Raw genomic sequence first — 18429 nt, 5'->3', positions numbered from 1 at the left:
GAAAATAAATGAATCAAGAAATCGTAACTATTGATTTAGGATCAAATTCGTTTCGTGTTTTAAAATATGATTGTAAAAATCATAAAATTATTTCAGAATATAATGAAGTTGTTGGTATGGCTGATGGTTTAGTTGATAGTGGAATTATCTCAAAAGAAGCAATTCATCGAGTTATAACTGCAATTTCACACTCTATTGAAGTTATTGATTATAATCCCAAAAATGCAATTTGTGTAACAACAGCTGCTATGCGAAAAGCTTCAAATAATAAAGAAGTTTTGGCTTATTTGAAAAATGAAGTTGGAACAGAATTTTCTATAATAGATGGAAATGAAGAAGCAAGGCTTACTTTATTAGCTGTGAAATATGCATTAAAAAGAGAAAAAATCAATTCAGAAAAATTTGTATTATTAGATATAGGCGGAGGTTCTACTGAAATAATAGTAAATACAAATGAAAAATATGAAGCTTATAGTTTTGATTTTGGAATAGTTACTATGACTCAAAAATTTTTGAATCATAATGATTTGAAAAATGATTTAGAAAATAAAAAGCTAGAAATAAAACTTTTTTTAGATTCTTTAAATGTAAATTTTAAAGATTATAGTTTTGTAGCAACAGCTGGAACACCAACAACAATAGCTGCCATAAAATTAGGGCAAGATTTTTTTTCTTATGATAGAAATATTGTAAATGGAACAATTGTTAATTTAGAAGATATGGTAAATTGTTTAAATATATTTAAAAATTCTTCAAAAGAAGATATTATAAAGTTAGTAGGTCGTGGTAGAGTTGATTTTATTGAAGTTGGTATTTATATTTATAAAATGATTTTTGAAGTTTTAGGAAAAAATGAATCAATAGTTTTAGATGATGGTTTAAGAGAAGGTGTTGCTATAAATTATTGTGAAACAAAGTGTAAAAATTAAGATAATAATCTTACACTTTGCTCTTGTATAATATTTGCTTGAGAAGCTGCTAAATAGCCTAAATTTGCATTAACATTTGTTTTTGAAAAATCTGTTGATTCTTGTCCAAAGTTTCTATCTTTATTCATTTTAGTTTCATTATACAAATCAACTTGTTCTTTTATTGTTTCTCTTGCACCATGTTCAAGTTTATTTCCAAATTCAGTAAATTCATCATAAGTGTTTTTTAATTGGTTTGATGAAGTTCTAACTTTATTTATTATTTCTTCTAGTGTTGAAGGATCATTTAAGTCACTATTATTTGATAATTCAAAAATATCGTTTGCATAAGCTGGTGTATTTGGTTTTTCAATTGAAAAATTGGCACTTTTTGTGTTTATATCAATAGTTTTTTTATCATCATAATAATCTGTAGCGATAATATTTTCTCTTTTAAATTTTGTTTCATAAGCAACTTGATTAAAACTTCTTAAATCCTCATTTATACTTTGTTTTAAATCGTTTTTATTTTCATAAGAATCAGCATTTTCAAGTTTTGTTTGAATATTAGTAAGATATTCTTGTTGTTTTTCAATAGAGTTTTGAGCTATTTTAGTAATAGCAATTCCTTCATTTAATGATTGAACATTTAAAGATAATTCATCTCTTTTTTTGTTGTAGTCACTTATATAAAGGTTTGTACTATCTTCATTTACTTTATTTACAGATTTACTTGAACTAATTTTTTCAAGATTTAAAGAAGACGAGGTATTTAACGTAGATATATTGCTATTTATACTATTAATATCCATATTTTACTCCTTTTTATAATTGCTTATATTATACTTAAATTTTATTAAATTGACTCAAAAAATAAATATTATTTTTTAAATCATATTATTCATTTCATTTTCTGTTAAAACAGGAACATTTAACTCTATTGCTTTGTCATATTTACTTCCAGCATCTTCCCCATAAATTACAAAATCAGTTTTTTTAGATACTGATGAAGCTATTTTTGCACCCATATCTTCTAACATTTTTTTAATATCTCCACGACTTACGCTCATTGTTCCTGTTAGAACAATTGTTTTTCCTTTGAAGTTATTTTCTTCAATTTCTTTTTTTTCTTCTACAAATGGATTTATTATTTCAAAAAGTTTTAAAACTACTTCTTTATTTACTCTCATAAATTCACAAAAAGAGTTTGCCATTTGTTCACCAATTCCATCTAAAGCTATAAGTTCTTCAAAAGTTATATCAATAACATTTAAACCAAACTCTAAACAAATTTGTTTTGAAGCAACTTCTCCAATGTGTTCTATTCCTAAAGCATTTATGATTCGATGAAGTGCTGTTCCTTTTGTATTTTCTATGGCATTTAAAAGATTATTTATTTTTTTCTCTTTAAAACCTTCTAAGTTTTCTAAATCTTCATATTTTAAAGAATATAAATCTAAAATATCATATATCTTTTTTTCATTTACTAATGTTTCAACAATTTTATTTCCAAGTCCATCGATATTCATACAATTTTTACTTGCAAAATATATTATTGAATTTACAACGCGACTAGGACAATCAAGATTTTGACACTTAATCAAAGCTCCATCATCAAGAAGTTCACTAGAACAATCAGGACATGAAGTAGGGCGAGGAATCTCAAATTGTGTTCCATCTCGACGCTCAGTAAAAACCTTTGTAATTTTTGGAATTACATCACCACTTCGTATGATAATTACTTCATCATTGATTCTTATATCTTTTCTTGCTATTTCATCAAAGTTGTGTAAACTAGCACGTTCTACTACAACTCCCTCAATATCAGTTGGTTCAACAACAGCAACAGGAGTTATAACTCCTGTTCTTCCTACTTGTAAAATAATATCTTTGATTTTTGTAGTTTTTTCTAAAGCTGGAAATTTATAAGCACATGACCATCTTGGAAATTTTACTGTGTAAGCCAACTCATCTTGAGTTTCGATGTCGTTGATTTTTACAACCATTCCATCAAGCATCATTTCGATTTCATCTCTTACTTTTATGATTTCATGGTATAAATCTTCAATTCCCTCAACACTTGAAGTTATAGTTTGCATTGGTGGTTTTACAAAACCTAAAGAGTAGATATAATCCATCATATTTGAATATTCTTTGAATTCTAAAGAGTTAAGTCCAACTCCCCAAACATTAAAAAATAGTTTTCTTTTTGCTGTGATATTTGGGTCAAGTTGTCGCAGACTTCCCGCTGCTGCATTTCTTGGATTTGCAAAAACTTGTTCGTTGTTTTTTATTCTTTCTTCATTTATTTTTTCAAAATCAGCTTTTTTGATTACGATTTCACCTCGTATTTCGAGTAAAGATTTCTCTTTTATTTGTAGTGGAATAGAGTGGATAGTTTTAACATTATTTGTAACATCTTCTCCAATACTTCCATCACCTCTTGTGATTGCTTGTTTTAAAACTCCATTTTCATAAATAAGATTTAAAGATGCTCCATCAAATTTTGGTTGGCAAAAAAACTCTAAATTTGTATTTACTTTGTGAGCTCTTTTTATCCAATCTTCAAGTTCAGTAGTATTAAAAACATCTTCTTGCGACCACATACGAGATAAATGTGAAGCTTTTTCAAAACCATCGAGTACAAATCCACCAATTCTTTTATTTGGTGAATTTGGATGAGAAAGTTCTGGATATTGTTGCTCAAAAGCTAAACAAACCCTTGCTAATTTATCATATTCTTCATCACTTGCAATTGGATTATCATAAACATAATATGCTTTTGCCCAAGATATTAATTTTTCTATATTTAAATCATATTCATTTTTAGTCATTTTTTCTCATTATTAGAAGTTTTTAATCGTGATTATACTTAATAGATTTAGTATAAAAGATAAATAAGTTATAATCGAAACCTTAATATTAAAAACAAAGAGTTTAGATGAGTTATTTAGATATTTGTATCACTGGTTGGAATTTAAATGCTTTAATGTTTGTAGTTAATCTTTTAATTGCAGTTAGAGCGATTTCAACACAAGATAAAAGTAGATTATATGAAGAGAGTTTAGTTTTAAAAGAGCTAAAAGATGAGTTGGAAAAGTATTATCCAAATAGAATTTATTCAACAATTATTAGTTATTTAGTTCCCTTTACCGCATTTTTTAGAATGGGTTATAGACTTGTGGAGATGTATTTTTTCTTTCAAAAAAATCAAGAAGCTAAGATGTTTGATTACATGGTTTTCAAATATTCTTATGATATTCAAAGAGCGAAAAACAACATAGAATAAATCTAAAACATGTTTCTCTAGTACTACTGAAAATTTAAAGGAGTAATTAATGGATTTCAAATATGAATGTTTATTACTGATTAATAAAGAAAAACAATCTGTATTATATAATCTATGTGATGATGATAAAAGTTTCTTAAAAATTTTAGAAAAAGAAAATATTAAAGCTAAGGAAAATAAATTATTATTTAATGAAATTGAATATAGATATACTTTAAAAATAAATCTAATTGAAGAAAAAGTAGAAAGATATTTTCATTTTAAAGTAATATGTGAAAACGAAGAAAAATTAGAAAATTATATTAAATTTTTAAAAGAATTAAGAAAAATTTTTAATATTCATAATTTTGATCTAGAAATTCTTAGAAATGATTTACCTCTTTACTATTCTAAACAAGCATATGTATTAATAAATAAATTAGAAAATCATATGAGAAAATTTATTAAATATTTCCTTATTACAAAGGTTGGAATTAATTGGATAGAAGAAACAGCACCCAAAGAAATAGAAATAGCTATAAAAAATAAAGAAGTTAGAGATAAAGAAGATAAATTAAAAAGATTGGATTTTGATGAATTAGGTGCTTTCTTATTTACAAAGTATAGTAAAAGGAATCCAACAGAATTACAAAAATTAATTAATGAAAAAAAAGTAATAGATTTAACAATATTACAAGAGTTTGTTCAAGAATCAAATTGGGAAAAATATTTTAATGAAAATATAAAATGCGAAAATGATTATTTGAAGACTAGATGGGAAAAATTATATATTTATAGAAATAATATTGCTCATAATAAAAATTTTAATAATACTGATTTAAAAGAAGTAGAAAGATTATATAAAGAAGTTAATGAAAAATTAAAAGAAGCATTTGATGGAATTGATAAGATAAAAGATACTAATATTGATAAGATAGGACTTAAAAATGTCTTAGAATCTTTATCATTAGAAAATACTTTACTATTAGGTAATATTTCAGGATTAAATAATACTTCTATATTTGGTAATGCTTTAGGATTTGCTAATTCTTTTGCATTGGATAAGACTTTAACGCTAGAGAATACTTCAATATCAGAATTGACTAATTCCTTAATATTTGGTAATACCTCAGTATCAGAATTTATTAAGGCTTTATCAGATAATAAAAAAATATTGGAAAGAAGTACTTCTTCAACATTGGATAATTATTTATCTGAGAATAAAAAATAAATTTACAATATTTCCTCTAAATTAATACTTTTATAAATTATGATATTCAAAGAGCAAAAGAGAGATAAAACTCTCTTTTATTTCATTTCTAAAGCTATTTTCTTAACTATTTTATATACATTTTCCACAGATTTTATAGAAACTTGTTCTTTTTTTGAGTGAGGGAAATTTATAGTTGGTCCTATTGAAGCCACTTTTATGTGTTGATATTTGTCTTTAAATATTGCACATTCAAGTCCTGCGTGGATGGCTTCTAGTGAGGCTTTTGGATTAAATTCTTTATAGGTTTCTAAAACTTTTGAAGTGAATTCATTTATGTCTGGTTTCCATGCTGGATATTTTCCATTTGTTGTAACTTCGAAATTATAGTTTTTTAGCATTTCTATTGTTTCATTTTTTAGATTTTTCAAATCATCATTATCCATTGACCTACCGCTTAATTCTATTGTTATTCCGTCAATCCCTGTTTTTATGATTGCTAGATTTATTGAAGTTTGAACTACATTTAATTCTTCATTCATAGCTCTTACACCATTTTGGAAATCATAGATAAAATCTATAATTTTATCATCGTAGATATTTAAGTGTTCAGATTTTGTATCTATTTTATTTATTATCATATTTTCATGACTAGAAATAGGGTGGGTTGAACTTGCAATTATTGCTTTTACATTTACTGGAATTGAGTTGATTCTCTCACCTCCATTTATATCTAAAAGTTTTCCATTGCACTCTTTTATTGTTTTTACAATTAGTTTTATCCCATTTGGAATGTTTTTATCAATATCAACACCACTGTGTCCACCTTGAAGTTTTCCTATTGTTATTTCATATAAATCAAGATTATCTGTATTTGGAACTATTTTTTTATTTGAATTTGTTCCAAAAATATCAACTCCACCAGCACAACCGATACAAATTTCACCTTCTTCTTCACTATCAAGATTTAACATATAAGAAGCATTTAATGGCAATACTAAATTATTTGCTCCGATTAATCCTATCTCTTCATCACTTGTAAATAAAAATTCTCCATCATATCCTTCAGTCATCAAAGCTATCATGTAAGCACAACCCATTCCATTATCACTTCCAAGTGTTGAATCAAGAGCTGTTAAAATATCGCCATTTTGAATTATTTGAGGAACACAATTATCACTTAAACAAACAATATCATAGTGTGATTGAAAAGCTAATTTTGCAGTTGAGTTCTTTTTTTTACATAAAATATTATTAAATTCATCGTTTAAACATAAATATCCAAGTTCTTTTGATAGATTTTGCATATAGTTTATAAATGGTTCGTGAGTTCCTGAACATCTTGGTATTGCTGTTATTGTTTTAAAAATTTCTATTATATTATTACTCATAAAATTCCTTTGATTTTTTGTATTATAGCAAATATAAGTTTTTAAGTAAAAATGAAGAAGAGGAACTAAGTATCTTAGTTCCTCAAAGTTTTATAAAGTTTCTTTTAGATTTCTATTTCTAAATGCTAGTGCAATTGTTACAATAACAATCGTTAGTACATAATAAACCCATGTAGGAATCGGAACAGGATCACCTGTTGCATAAGAGTGCATTCCTGATAGGTAGAAGTTTACTCCAAAATATGTCATTAAGATTGAAGCAAAAGCTAATAATGAAGCTGTTGCAAAAGCAAATGGTGTAGATAATGGTTTTACAAATCTTAAGTGTACAACTATTACGTAAACTACGATTGAAACATAAGCCCAAGTTTCTTTTGGATCCCATCCCCAATATCTTCCCCATGATTCATTTGCCCAAACTCCACCAAGGAAATTTCCAATTGTAATTGCTGCAAGTCCAATAATTAAAGCAATTTCATTTATTGCAGTTACAGTTTTGATTGTTTCATCAATATGAGGTCTATTTGTTCTAAAAATAAACATAATTAAAGTCATAAATCCTAATATTGCTGCAAGTCCAAAGAATCCATAAGATGCTGTTAAAATCGAAACATGGATTGTTAACCAATAAGATTTAAGTACTGGAACTAAATTTGTAATTTGAGGGTCAATTCCTGTTAAATGAGCAGTAAACATAAAAATACTCGCAACAATAACAGCAGCACTTAAAGCAAGTAATGATTTTCTAAAGAAAATTACACCTGCAAATACAGCAGACCATGAAATATATAATAAAGATTCATAAGTATCAGACCAAGGAGCATGACCCGAAATAATCCATCTAAATCCCATTCCAAATGTATGAACAGCAAATAATATAGCTAAGATAGCAAAAAATATTGTTGTTGTTTTTTTAGGTTGAATTTTTGGGTTAAATACCACAAAAAATGCAACAATTAGCATAACAATTCCCAATAACATATAAGCTAATGTAACTTTGAAGAAAATATCTAATTTATTAAATATAATTTCATTATTTATTTTACTTTCAGATGGAATAACGCTACTACCTGCTTTTTGTTGATAAATAGTCATCATTGATAAAAACTTATTAGCTTCTTGCCAGTCATTATCCACAATAGAGTTTATAAATCCTCTTGTCATTGTTTCAACTGCTAATTGATTTTGATCTTTGAAGTTTTGCATTGCATCAAGTGGATTATACCATTTGTTATTATCTTGATAATCTACACCATCTTGAACTCTAGGGAAGATGTTAAATAAACTTCCATTAAATACAGAATAAATGATATTTAATCTTTCATCTAATTGGATAATATCTTTTTCATAAGTTCCTCTATCCATAGGTTTTACTTGTAAAGCTGCTTCTGCTTCACCTGAAAGTAAATATTTTCCATCTTTAAATACTTCTGAAAATGCAATATATTTTTCATTTTCATCAATACCTAAGAATTTTTTTAATTTTGGAGTTTTAATTTTTATTACTTTTAAATCACTCCAAATATCAGGTCTTGTTAACATTCCTAAAACTAATTGGTCTGAATTCATTCCAAATAAAGTAGCTTTTCCACTTAATTTTTGAATAATTTCCATATTAAGTGAAGATAGTGGTTTCATTCTTCCACCAGTACTTTGAGTTACTAGTTTTGCAAAATTTTCTGATGTAACTTTTGAATCATTTTTGAATCCATTTAAATACTCTAATATTTGATTAGTTTGAGTTGATTCATTTATATTAGAAGCATTTGCAGGTTCTTCATTTGCCATAAGTGAATTTGTAGAAAATAAAAATGTACAGGCAATAGCGATTGAAGCTAAGTTTCTTGAACTAACATATTTAGTTAATTTCCAAAATCTTGATTTTTTATCGAAGAAATTTAGTAATAAACCTAAAGTTAATAAAAAATATCCTAAATATGTTGGCCATTTTCCTGGGTCGTTATTTACAGATAACACAGTTCCAGATTCATCAGGGAAATATGAACTTTGGAAAAATAAGAAGTTTCCTTCGTGCATTGTTCTATTCATAAAAATTCTATAATCATAAGTTTTTCCATCTTCTTTTATTACTGTTACTTCAGATGCATAAGATGAAGGAGACATACTTCCTGGATATCTATCAAGTTGGAAATCATTTAGTTTAATAGAAAAAGGAAGTTCCACAACTTTTGAACCATACTCTAACATAACAGAAATATCATCAAAAGTAAGTTCTCTTGCAAGTCCTTTTTGACCTCTAAGTCCTGGAAGTTTTATATCTTGAGATTTTCCATTTATTGTAGCTTCAACTGTTAATAAACCCATTTTGGCAGTCTCTTTTTTAGCAAATAAGAAATCTTTATAATTTATATTAAGTTTTTTATCACCAAAAATTATTTCATGTGAAAAGTTATTTATATCTTTAAATAAAGATGTAAACTCTTTTTGATACTCTTGATAATAAACTTTATCACCATCTTTTATTGTAACTTGTAAATATGGTTCTAAAGATAACATTCTATTTTCAGTTTGACCTTCTGGTATTTGCATAATACCTTCATAACCAACATATCGTGTTACTCCTGCACCTATTAAAATAACAACAAATGAAGTATGAAAAATAAATCTAGCTTTACTTTTCCACATTTTATATTTGAAAATAATCCCTGTTAAATTTATTGTAGTAAGTACAAGTATTGTTTCATACCATAGATTATTATAAACCAAAACTCTAGCTGTAGATGTACCAAAATCATTTTCTATGAAAGTAGCATATCCAGCTCCAATTGCTAAAATTGCAAGTAAGATTAATGTAGTCCTAAAAGAGAATAAGACATTTGAAAGATTCAAAAAATATCCTTTAATTTTTTATTTTAGGAATTATATTCATAAGAAGTTAATCCCTAGTTAATGAATTGGCGTTTTTTTGTCAATTACATTTAATTTAAGATGGAATTTTAACTTAAATATCTATAATTGCAACATGAATTTAGAAATATTACAAAATAAAAAAAGCGAATGCAGAACTTGGAAAAATGTTGAACCTTGGTATTTACAGCTCCAAAAAGCCTGTAAAATAGAAAAAAATAATTTAGATATAGATTATGGAGATTGGTTTAGTGTTGGTATTAAAGAAAATCTGACTTCAGAAGAACAAGAGATTATTTTACAAACAGCAAAATCATTAATACCTTGGAGAAAAGGTCCTTTTAAAATCTTTGATTTAGAAATAGATAGTGAGTGGCAAAGTAATATTAAATATAATTTAATAAGACCACATTTTAATTTAAAAGATAAGATAGTTGCAGATATTGGGTGCAATAATGGTTATTATATGTTTAGAATGCTGGAAGATAAACCAAAAAAATTAATTGGATTTGATCCTTCACCACTTACTTTACATCAATTTGAATTTATAAATCATTTTGTAAAATCAGATATTGTTTATGAAATGTTGGGTGTTGAACATTTAGAATATTATAATCATAAATTTGATTTTATTTTTATGTTAGGTGTTTTATACCACAGACCAGATCCAGTTGGAACTTTAAAATCACTTGCTCGTGGATTAAATTCTAAAGGTGAGATTTTAATAGATACTTTTATGATTGATGGGGATGAAGAGTTATGTTTAACTCCAAATAAAAGATATTCAAAAATTCCAAATATTTATTTTATACCAACAATTCCAGCTTTGAAAAATTGGCTTGAAAGAGCAGGGTTTGAAGATATTGAAGTTCTGGCAACAACTGTAACAACATCAGAAGAACAAAGAAAAACGGAATGGTCTTTCGATCAAAGTTTGGAAGATTTTTTAGATGAAAATGATAAAACTAAAACAGTGGAAGGTTATCCCGCTCCCAAAAGAGTTTATGTAAAAGCTAGAAAAGTTTTATAAAAAAAGATACTATTGATTAAAATAAATCAATAGTATCTTCCACACTTAAATCACTAAATTTAAATAGTTGACTTCGTCCTTTATTTTTTGCTTCATAAAGTGCAATATCAGCATTTTTAATACAGTCTGTTATTGTAGTATCTTCATATAATCTATAAACTTCAAATCCAATACAAATAGTTTTTTTCAATGAATGTTTTTTTTCTTCGTTGACTAAAATGCTAACTTCAGCAAAATCAGAAATAATTTTTTTTGCAACTTCTTCTGCTTGATATTCACTTGCATTATTTAAAATTGAAACTAAAAACTCATCTCCATTTAATCTTCCAACCATATCAAATTCATTTATATTTGAGTGGATTATTTTTGCAAGTTCAATCAAAACTTTGTCCGCAATATCATAATCAAATTCGTCAATTACGGCTTTGAAATGGTCTATTCCTATCATTAAAAAATAGATTTCATTTTGAGTATTATTTGAAAGTCTTAAATGTGTATTTAAATTTTCGATTAGATAATTTCTATTGTATACATTTGTAACAGAATCTAAAGATGAAGATTCTATAAAATTCTTTTTTAGAATACCACTTTGAATTATTGGAGAAACTTGAAAAAATGCTGCTTCTATAGTGCTGTATTTTGCCTCAAGAACTTTAAAGTGTACTTTTGAAGTAGTGCTGAATGAAACAGTAGCATTTAAACTTGTATGAGTATTTATAATAAAAAAGTAAGATAATTCATCATCTAAATAAAATTCTTCGCCTTTTACTAAAATTTTTTCTTTATAGTTTTTATTTACATCAAATAATGAAAAAGTAAGATTATCTATATTAAATTCTTTATTTAACCAAGAGAATATATCTTCTGCCATTTGCTTAATATTTGTAGCATATTGTAATTGTTCATGAAGATTAAAAATACTTACTAAAGCTTTATAATCTTCTTCCTTTGTAGCTGATGATTTAATTAACTCTAAAATCTTATTTTTCATATAAACACCTAAAAGAAATCTATTTTATTTGTATCTTCTTCACTAAACATAAAAACTTGACTTCTTCCTCTATTTCTAGCTTCATATAAAGCAATATCAGATTTTTTTATAATTTCATCTATAGTTGTAGCATTGTCTGGATATATCGAAACTCCACTACAAATAGTTTTCATTAGTGTTTGTTTTGTTTTTTCATTTATAATAACTTCTTGTTTACTAAAATTATTAATAAGTTTTTGAGATATTAGTATAGCATTGTTTTCATTAATTATATTTAATAAAATAACCAAAAATTCATCATTGGAAATTTTAATAACTAAATCTGATTCTCTCACGCTTTCTTTTAAAGTTTGTGCAAGTGCTTTTAAAACTTTATCCCCAACTTCATAATCAAATTCATCAATTACTGCTTTAAATTGATCAATTCCCACTTTTACAAAAGCGATCTTTTTTTGTTCTCTATTTGAAAGACTTAATAAATTAGCAGCATAATTATCTAAATAACATCTATTATAAGAACCTGTTAAATGATCAACTAAAGACATTTCATTTAAAGTTCTTTCCATATATTTATTAAATAAAGATTGAGAAAATATTAATAATGACATTTGGATTGAATCTAAATGATTTTTAACTGATTCATAATCTTCTTCATCTTTTGATAAAAAATGAAAAATAATTGTCGTATCACAATTTTGTTGGAATTCTAAAGTATTAACCAAATAATCTTCGTTTTTATTTGTATATAAAAAAAGATTTTGAATATGGTCATTTTTTTTTATATCAATTTGTAAAAAATTGATATGATGATGTAATTTTAAATAATCAAATATATTTAAACAACTTTTTTCTAAATCTGTTAATTTTAATTTTTCATTCTCATTAATAATCGTCTCACAAGAAAAATTCATGAACTAAAGCCTTTATTTAAATATGTTTTTCCCATTGTTTTAGTGTTTGTATCTCACTTTTTAAGGTTGTTTTATCGCCATGCCCAGGATAAATATGAAAATCTTCATTCCATTGTAATATTTTATTTAAACTTCGTTTCATTAGTGTAGCATTTGAATTAGGAAAATCAAATCTACCAATAGTACCTTTAAAAATAAAGTCACCTGTAAATAAATGTTTATTAATTTGAATAGCACTACATCCAGGAGTATGCCCTGGAAAATGATGGAACTTTATTTTTATTCCTTCAATTTCTATTTCTTCATCAGGATTTACTAAAATATCTGCATAAGATGGTGGCATTCCAAAACCATAAGGATCAAGTGTTAACATAAATTCATCATCTTTGGGAATAAATAATTTTATTTTATAGTTATCTTTTACCTCTTGATTTGACCAAACATGATCAAAATGTCCATGGGTATTTAAAATAGCAATAGGATTTTTTACATTTCTTTTTATCCATGAAAATGCATTTACACCTGGGTCTATAATTAAATCTTTATCATTTATTGTAACAATATAACAATTTGTTTGATAATCACCCATTGGTTGAACTTTTATATCCATTTTTAACCTTACTTTGCTAAAATTCATTAAATTATATCAAAAAAGAGGTTATTTATGGATTATTTTTCAGTATTAGAGGATATTTTACATACAAGTGTTCCAAAAGATAAAATTGAAAAGTTCAAAGTTTTTTATAATAATTTTTTAAATGATAAATATATTATGAAAGAATCTTATATACCTTATACTTTTGATAAACCTTCGTACTATACTTTTTTAGAAATAATTAAACCAACCGCACTTCCAGTAATAAAAAATTTCAAATCTATTGAAGGAAAAAAATATCTTGTTCATACTATTTTGCATATAGAATATTCAGCTATTGATTTGGCTTTAGATGCTGCACTTAGATTTAAAGATATGCCAAAAAAATATTATGAAGATTGGCTTGAAGTGGCAAATGATGAAATAAGACATTTTTTAATGCTTGAAGAGTTATTAACTGAACTAGAAGGAGTTTATGGAGATTTCCCTGTTCATAAAAATCTTTTTGAAGCAATGGAGCAAACACCAGATTTTTTACGAAGAATGGCAGCAGTTCCACGATATCTTGAAGCAAATGGACTTGATCAGAATCCAAAAATTATGGAAAAATTAAACTCAAATAGGGATGAATTTAATAATAAATTTTTAAAAGCTTTAAAAATTATTTTAGATGAAGAAGTTGATCATGTAAAAAAAGGTGATTTTTGGTTTAAGTATGAATGTGATAGATTAAACTTAGAACCAGAATCTACATATTTAAAAATAATAGAAGAAGTATTTCCTGGAAGTACAAAAAGAAAAATGGATTTAAACTTTATTGCTAGAAAAGAAGCAGGATTTTCTTGTAATGAACTAAAGTTTTTATCAAAAAAAGAGGATTGTAACTAATGATAACTTCAAATATAGATTCAATAATAGCGCAAATTTCGGCTTCTAATAATTCAAATACTACAACAAACTCAAATTCATTTTTAACTACTTTGGTTAATAATTCAACTACAAACACAACTCCATCAACAAAAACAAACTCTTTAAGTTATGAAAATATAAAAGGAATAACATTAGAAGAGATTGATACTTTATTTGTAAATGAAGATGATAAAAGTATGGCAAAAAATCTTAGACTTGCAACGCTTTTTTCAAGTGATGATTATCTATCAAAAGCTTTGTTTAATACAGTTTTAGGAGAACCTTTTAATGTGGGATTTTCATATTTAAGTAGTAGTTATGAAGATAAAAACATTTTTTTATCTTCAAGTAATAATAGTTTAGCTGATTTACTCCATGAATCTATAACTCAAAAAGTAAATAATCCAAATGCTAATTCAACAGATGTAATATCTCAAGATAGACTAGATGAGATTTTAACAAAAGTTAATTCTTTTAATTTTATAAGTGCTTTATCAAATACCTCAAAAAGAGGTTATGATAAATATAAAGATGAAAAAAACGATTATTCATTTTTATATAATGACTATAATCTAAAATATCAAGAGTTAGTTTATAAATACCAAGAACTTGAAGATATAAATAAAACTATGATAAAACAGTTTTAAAAAATATTCATTGATAAACTGATTTTTAAAACACCATTATTTTCATCTGTTTTTAAAGTTGAAGTTAATTTGTAGTGTAAAAGTCTATTTTGAATAGTTTTTAAAATATGCCAAAATTTTTCATTAAAGATTGTATCAATTTTTTTTATTTTATTTTTTTTAATTATTTCAACTATTGCTTCAATACAATTAAAATAAAATATTTTATTTGTTGCTCTTTGAATTTTATAATCTCTCATTAGTTTTAAATTTGTAAGATATATTTCTTTTTCAATATCTGATAAATTTGTTCTACTTTTTATCTCATTTTCTTCATTTTCTAAATGAATTAAATAATTTTCTATTTCTTTATCTATAGAAACTTGAATATTTGGATTAATTGCCAAAAGTTTATTTATTGTTTGAGAAAAATTAAAATTTTCTATTTTAATTTGATGAGAGTGAGTTTTAATACTTTCATAGTTATTATCTAGAGCATTTAAAACTTCAAAAACAAAAGGAAAATAAGAAAACTTATCGTCTTTTCCTTCTTTAAAAGATATTCCATGTTCAGTTATAACTGGTTTTAATCCTGCATATTCAAGTTTCATATTTTTCCTTTAAAATTTACTATTTGGAATGGGATAGTTTTCTATCACAAAATCAATATCTTTATCTCCGCGACCACTAAGACTTACTAAAATAGTTTTATCTTTTGGAAGTGTAGATGCAAGTTTCATCGCAAATCCAACAGCATGAGCTGATTCAAGTGCTGGAATAATTCCTTCTAGTTGTGATAACTTATAAAAAGCATCAACCGCTTCATCATCATCACAAAGTCCAACTTTGCTTCTTCCTGACTCTTTTAAATAAGCATGTTCTGGACCAATTCCTGGATAATCAATTCCACTTCCAATAGAATAAACAGGTGCTGGATTTCCTTCTTCATCTTTTAACATAATAGAGTTAAATCCATGCATAATTCCCTCTTGTCCATAAGTCAAAGTGGCACTATGTTCACCGATTTTTTCACCTTTTCCCATTGGTTCAACACCATAAAGATTTACTTGCTTTTCATCAATGAAACCAGCAAAAATTCCCATAGCATTACTTCCTCCACCAACACAAGCAACTACATTATCAGGTAGATTTGGTTCATGTTCAAAAAATTGTTCCCTTGATTCAAATCCAATTATACTTTGAAAATCTCTCACCATCATAGGAAATGGATGCGGACCAACCACAGAACCAATACAATAAATTGAGTTTTCAGTGTCAGCTAAATATGCTTCAAAAGCTGAATCAACAGCTTCTTTTAAAGTTTTTAAACCATGAGTTGCTGGAACTACTTTAGCTCCAAGTATTTTCATTCTTACAACATTTGGATGTTCTTTCGCAATATCAACTTCACCCATGTGAATTTCACATTCCAATCCAAAATATGCAGCAGCTGTTGCTAGTGCAACTCCATGTTGTCCAGCTCCTGTTTCTGCGATTACTTTTTTCTTTCCAAGATATTTAGCAAGAATAACTTCAGCCATACAGTGGTTTAATTTATGCGCACCAGTATGATTTAAATCTTCTCTTTTTAGATAGATTTTTGCTCCACCACAAAATTCTGTAAGATTTTTTGCATAAGAAATAGGAGTAGGTCGACCTTGATAATGTTTTCTAACATATTTTAATTCTTTTATAAATTCAGGAGAGTTTTTTAATTCAGCATAAGCTTTTGTAATGTCAGCAAAAGGTTTTTCCAAAATAGGGGGAATAAATGAACCTCCAAATTTTCCAAAAAATCCATTAATATCTGGCATTGATTCTAAATATGATTTATTCATTTATTTCCTTTTTTCTTAATTTTGATTTTTTATGCAAACCACTTTTTAACTTTATCAAACATTGATTCAAAACTTGATTCGTGAGGTTTACTTTCTATTCCAAAACTTTCTTGAAGTTTTTCTAATAATTCGATTTGTTCGCTGTTTAGTTCTTTTGGATATTCAATTTTGATTTGAACAACTAAATTACCTTTTCCATAACCTTGAACAGATTTTACACCTTCACCTTTAAAAGTAAATTGTTGTTTATCTTTTGCGCCTTTTGGAATTTCAAGTTCAATCTCACCTCTTAAAGTGGGAACAGTAATTTTACCACCAAGTGCAATTTGTGTAAAGAATATTGGAGCTTCATAATAAATATCATCATCATGTCTTACAAAATGTGAATCTTCTTTTACTTTAACTTGTAAATATAAATCTCCCCTTGAGCCATCAGGTGCAATATTTCCTTTATGAGAAACTCTGATTCTCATTCCATCATTTACACCTTCTGGAATATCAACTTTGAAATTCTCTTTTACTTCATCGTATCCTGTTCCACCACATGATTTACAAGAAGCTGCCGCTGCTTGACCAGTTCCACCACATTTTGGACAAGTTTGAGCAAAAGTCATAAATCCTTGTCTTGCATGAACTTGACCGTGTCCGTTACAAGTATTACAAGTTGCTAGTTTCCCATCTTTTGCACCCGTTCCAGAACAAGATTTACAAGCTGTTTTGTATTTATAATTTATCTCTTTTTTGCAACCAAAAACAGCTTCATTAAATTCAAGTTTAACTTCAACTGTAACATCAAGATTATAGTTGTAAGTTTTTCTTTGTTTTCTTCCTCGTGAACTTCCACCAAAAGCACTTCCAAACATCTCTTCAAAAACAGAACTTAAGTCATCAAAACCACCAGAGAAACCACCTCTTTGTCCATGACCTTCAAGTCCTGCTTTTCCATGTCTATCATAAATAGCTCTTTTTTCTTCATCACTTAATACTTGATAAGCTTCGTTTATAGCTTTGAATCTTTCTTCAGCTTCGTTATCACCTGGATTTTTATCAGGATGATATTTCATAGCCATTTGTCTATAAGCTTTTTTAATTGTACTTTTATCTGAACCTTTACTAACTTCTAGTAGTTCATAATAATCTATTTCAGTCAATTTCTATCTCCTTAAAAAATATTTAAATTAATGCAAGTCGCGATTTTATCTAAAAGTTGATAAATTTTTATTGAATTTACAACTATTATGGTTTTATATAATTTATAAAAAATCTTAGATATAATCCGCCTATGAATAAAGGACTAGAAAAATTTTACGAACTTGTTGAAGCTTTTGAATCTTTGCCTACTATTGGTAAAAAATCAGCTCTTAGACTTGCATATCATATTGTTATGAATGACAATTATTGTGGGATTAAAATCGCCCATAGTATTGAAAATGCCCTAAAAAACATCACTAAATGCGTTCGTTGCGGTTCTATGAGTGAACATGAAATTTGTGAAGTTTGTTTGGATGAGTCAAGGGATAACACAAAATTGTGTATTGTTCAAAGTGCAAAAGATATTTTTGTTATTGAGGATTCAAGGCAATTTGATGGAAAATATTTTGTAATTGAAGAGTTAGACCAAGAGGTATTAGATTCTTTACATAAATTTATAAATGATAATGAAGTTGAAAATATTTTATTTGCAATAACTCCATCTATTGCAAATGATGCATTTATTTTATTTATTGAAGATAAATTAAAAAATCACAACATAAAGTTTACAAAAATTGCTCAAGGTGTCCCAACGGGAGTTAGTTTAGAAAATGTAGATATTTTATCTCTTTCAAAAGCGATACAAAGTAAAGTTGAAATATAAGATAGTTTAAATGGAAAAAAGAATAGCTT

17 protein-coding genes are annotated in these 18429 nt (G+C 26.5%); 7 read left to right on the top strand and 10 right to left on the bottom strand.

Features of this window, described 5'->3' with window-relative positions:
• Positions 1 to 8: 8 nt before the first annotated feature.
• Positions 9 to 929: a Ppx/GppA phosphatase family protein gene (locus tag ASUIS_RS07355; RefSeq protein ID WP_118886415.1), complete on the top strand. Its 921-nt coding sequence runs from the start codon at positions 9 to 11 to the stop codon at positions 927 to 929.
• Here the strand turns inward: ASUIS_RS07355 and ASUIS_RS07350 are convergent.
• Positions 926 to 1720, bottom strand: coding sequence for a hypothetical protein (locus ASUIS_RS07350; RefSeq protein ID WP_118886414.1), 795 nt, complete (start codon positions 1718 to 1720; stop codon positions 926 to 928). The two genes, ASUIS_RS07355 and ASUIS_RS07350, sit on opposite strands and share 4 nt — an antisense overlap.
• 75 nt (positions 1721 to 1795) lie before the next feature.
• Positions 1796 to 3742 (bottom strand): NAD-dependent DNA ligase LigA, encoded by a 1947-nt coding sequence (gene ligA, locus ASUIS_RS07345; protein ID WP_118886413.1) that lies wholly within the window; start codon positions 3740 to 3742, stop codon positions 1796 to 1798.
• A gap of 107 nt (positions 3743 to 3849) precedes the next feature.
• Here ligA and ASUIS_RS07340 point away from each other — a divergent pair, with 107 nt between their 5' ends.
• On the top strand, positions 3850 to 4197 hold the full coding sequence (locus ASUIS_RS07340; protein WP_118886412.1) for a hypothetical protein: 348 nt from the start codon (positions 3850 to 3852) through the stop codon (positions 4195 to 4197).
• Between the two features lie 49 nt (positions 4198 to 4246).
• On the top strand, positions 4247 to 5407 hold the full coding sequence (locus ASUIS_RS07335; protein ID WP_118886411.1) for a HEPN domain-containing protein: 1161 nt from the start codon (positions 4247 to 4249) through the stop codon (positions 5405 to 5407).
• 77 nt (positions 5408 to 5484) lie between these two features.
• On the opposite strand, the gene ASUIS_RS07330 is transcribed toward ASUIS_RS07335, so the two are convergent.
• A complete protein-coding gene (locus tag ASUIS_RS07330) occupies positions 5485 to 6777 on the bottom strand; it encodes a M20/M25/M40 family metallo-hydrolase (protein WP_118886410.1) in 1293 nt (430 codons plus the stop codon).
• A gap of 90 nt (positions 6778 to 6867) precedes the next feature.
• Positions 6868 to 9627 carry a cytochrome c biogenesis protein CcsA gene (ccsA, locus tag ASUIS_RS07325; RefSeq protein ID WP_118886409.1) on the bottom strand — a complete coding sequence of 920 codons (2760 nt, stop codon included), beginning with the start codon at positions 9625 to 9627 and terminating at the stop codon, positions 6868 to 6870.
• Between the two features lie 133 nt (positions 9628 to 9760).
• Between ccsA and cmoB the strand changes: the two genes are divergently transcribed.
• The gene (gene cmoB, locus ASUIS_RS07320; RefSeq protein ID WP_118886408.1) at positions 9761 to 10675 is read left to right on the top strand and encodes a tRNA 5-methoxyuridine(34)/uridine 5-oxyacetic acid(34) synthase CmoB; all 915 of its coding nucleotides are present in this window, start codon (positions 9761 to 9763) and stop codon (positions 10673 to 10675) included.
• 16 nt (positions 10676 to 10691) lie between these two features.
• Here cmoB and ASUIS_RS07315 read toward each other — a convergent pair whose 3' ends face one another.
• From ASUIS_RS07315 to ASUIS_RS07305, 3 genes are read right to left on the bottom strand one after another with little or no spacing between them, the layout of a single operon-like run.
• The gene (locus tag ASUIS_RS07315) at positions 10692 to 11666 is read right to left on the bottom strand and encodes a GGDEF domain-containing protein (protein ID WP_118886407.1); all 975 of its coding nucleotides are present in this window, start codon (positions 11664 to 11666) and stop codon (positions 10692 to 10694) included.
• 8 nt (positions 11667 to 11674) lie between these two features.
• Positions 11675 to 12577 (bottom strand): GGDEF domain-containing protein, encoded by a 903-nt coding sequence (locus ASUIS_RS07310; RefSeq protein ID WP_118886406.1) that lies wholly within the window; start codon positions 12575 to 12577, stop codon positions 11675 to 11677.
• A gap of 16 nt (positions 12578 to 12593) precedes the next feature.
• Positions 12594 to 13187, bottom strand: coding sequence for an MBL fold metallo-hydrolase (locus ASUIS_RS07305; protein WP_118886405.1), 594 nt, complete (start codon positions 13185 to 13187; stop codon positions 12594 to 12596).
• Positions 13188 to 13241: 54 nt separating this feature from the next.
• Between ASUIS_RS07305 and ASUIS_RS07300 the strand changes: the two genes are divergently transcribed.
• Together ASUIS_RS07300 and ASUIS_RS07295 are read left to right on the top strand one after the other, a co-directional pair.
• Positions 13242 to 14060 carry a ferritin-like domain-containing protein gene (locus tag ASUIS_RS07300; RefSeq protein WP_118886404.1) on the top strand — a complete coding sequence of 273 codons (819 nt, stop codon included), beginning with the start codon at positions 13242 to 13244 and terminating at the stop codon, positions 14058 to 14060.
• Positions 14060 to 14728, top strand: coding sequence for a hypothetical protein (locus ASUIS_RS07295; RefSeq protein WP_118886403.1), 669 nt, complete (start codon positions 14060 to 14062; stop codon positions 14726 to 14728). Before ASUIS_RS07300 ends, ASUIS_RS07295 begins: the two co-directional genes overlap by 1 nt.
• On the opposite strand, the gene ASUIS_RS07290 is transcribed toward ASUIS_RS07295, so the two are convergent.
• The 3 genes from ASUIS_RS07290 to dnaJ are packed head-to-tail and all read right to left on the bottom strand — an operon-like array spanning position 14725 to position 17696.
• Positions 14725 to 15318, bottom strand: coding sequence for a hypothetical protein (locus tag ASUIS_RS07290; protein WP_118886402.1), 594 nt, complete (start codon positions 15316 to 15318; stop codon positions 14725 to 14727). The genes ASUIS_RS07295 and ASUIS_RS07290 overlap by 4 nt on opposite strands.
• Positions 15319 to 15327: 9 nt before the next feature.
• Positions 15328 to 16545: a tryptophan synthase subunit beta gene (gene trpB, locus ASUIS_RS07285; protein WP_118886401.1), complete on the bottom strand. Its 1218-nt coding sequence runs from the start codon at positions 16543 to 16545 to the stop codon at positions 15328 to 15330.
• A 29-nt stretch (positions 16546 to 16574) separates the two neighbouring features.
• The gene (dnaJ, locus tag ASUIS_RS07280; protein WP_118886400.1) at positions 16575 to 17696 is read right to left on the bottom strand and encodes a molecular chaperone DnaJ; all 1122 of its coding nucleotides are present in this window, start codon (positions 17694 to 17696) and stop codon (positions 16575 to 16577) included.
• Positions 17697 to 17827: 131 nt separating this feature from the next.
• On the opposite strand from dnaJ, the gene recR reads away from it, so the two are divergent.
• Complete coding sequence (gene recR / locus ASUIS_RS07275) at positions 17828 to 18400, top strand: recombination mediator RecR (protein ID WP_118886399.1); 573 nt, start codon at positions 17828 to 17830, stop codon at positions 18398 to 18400.
• Positions 18401 to 18429: the final 29 nt, after the last annotated feature.

It is taken from the genome of Arcobacter suis CECT 7833, assembly GCF_003544815.1.
GTDB classification, from domain to species: domain Bacteria; phylum Campylobacterota; class Campylobacteria; order Campylobacterales; family Arcobacteraceae; genus Aliarcobacter; species Aliarcobacter suis.
Note: the sequence above shows the minus strand (reverse complement) of the source record. Positions and strands in the feature narration are given on the sequence as shown.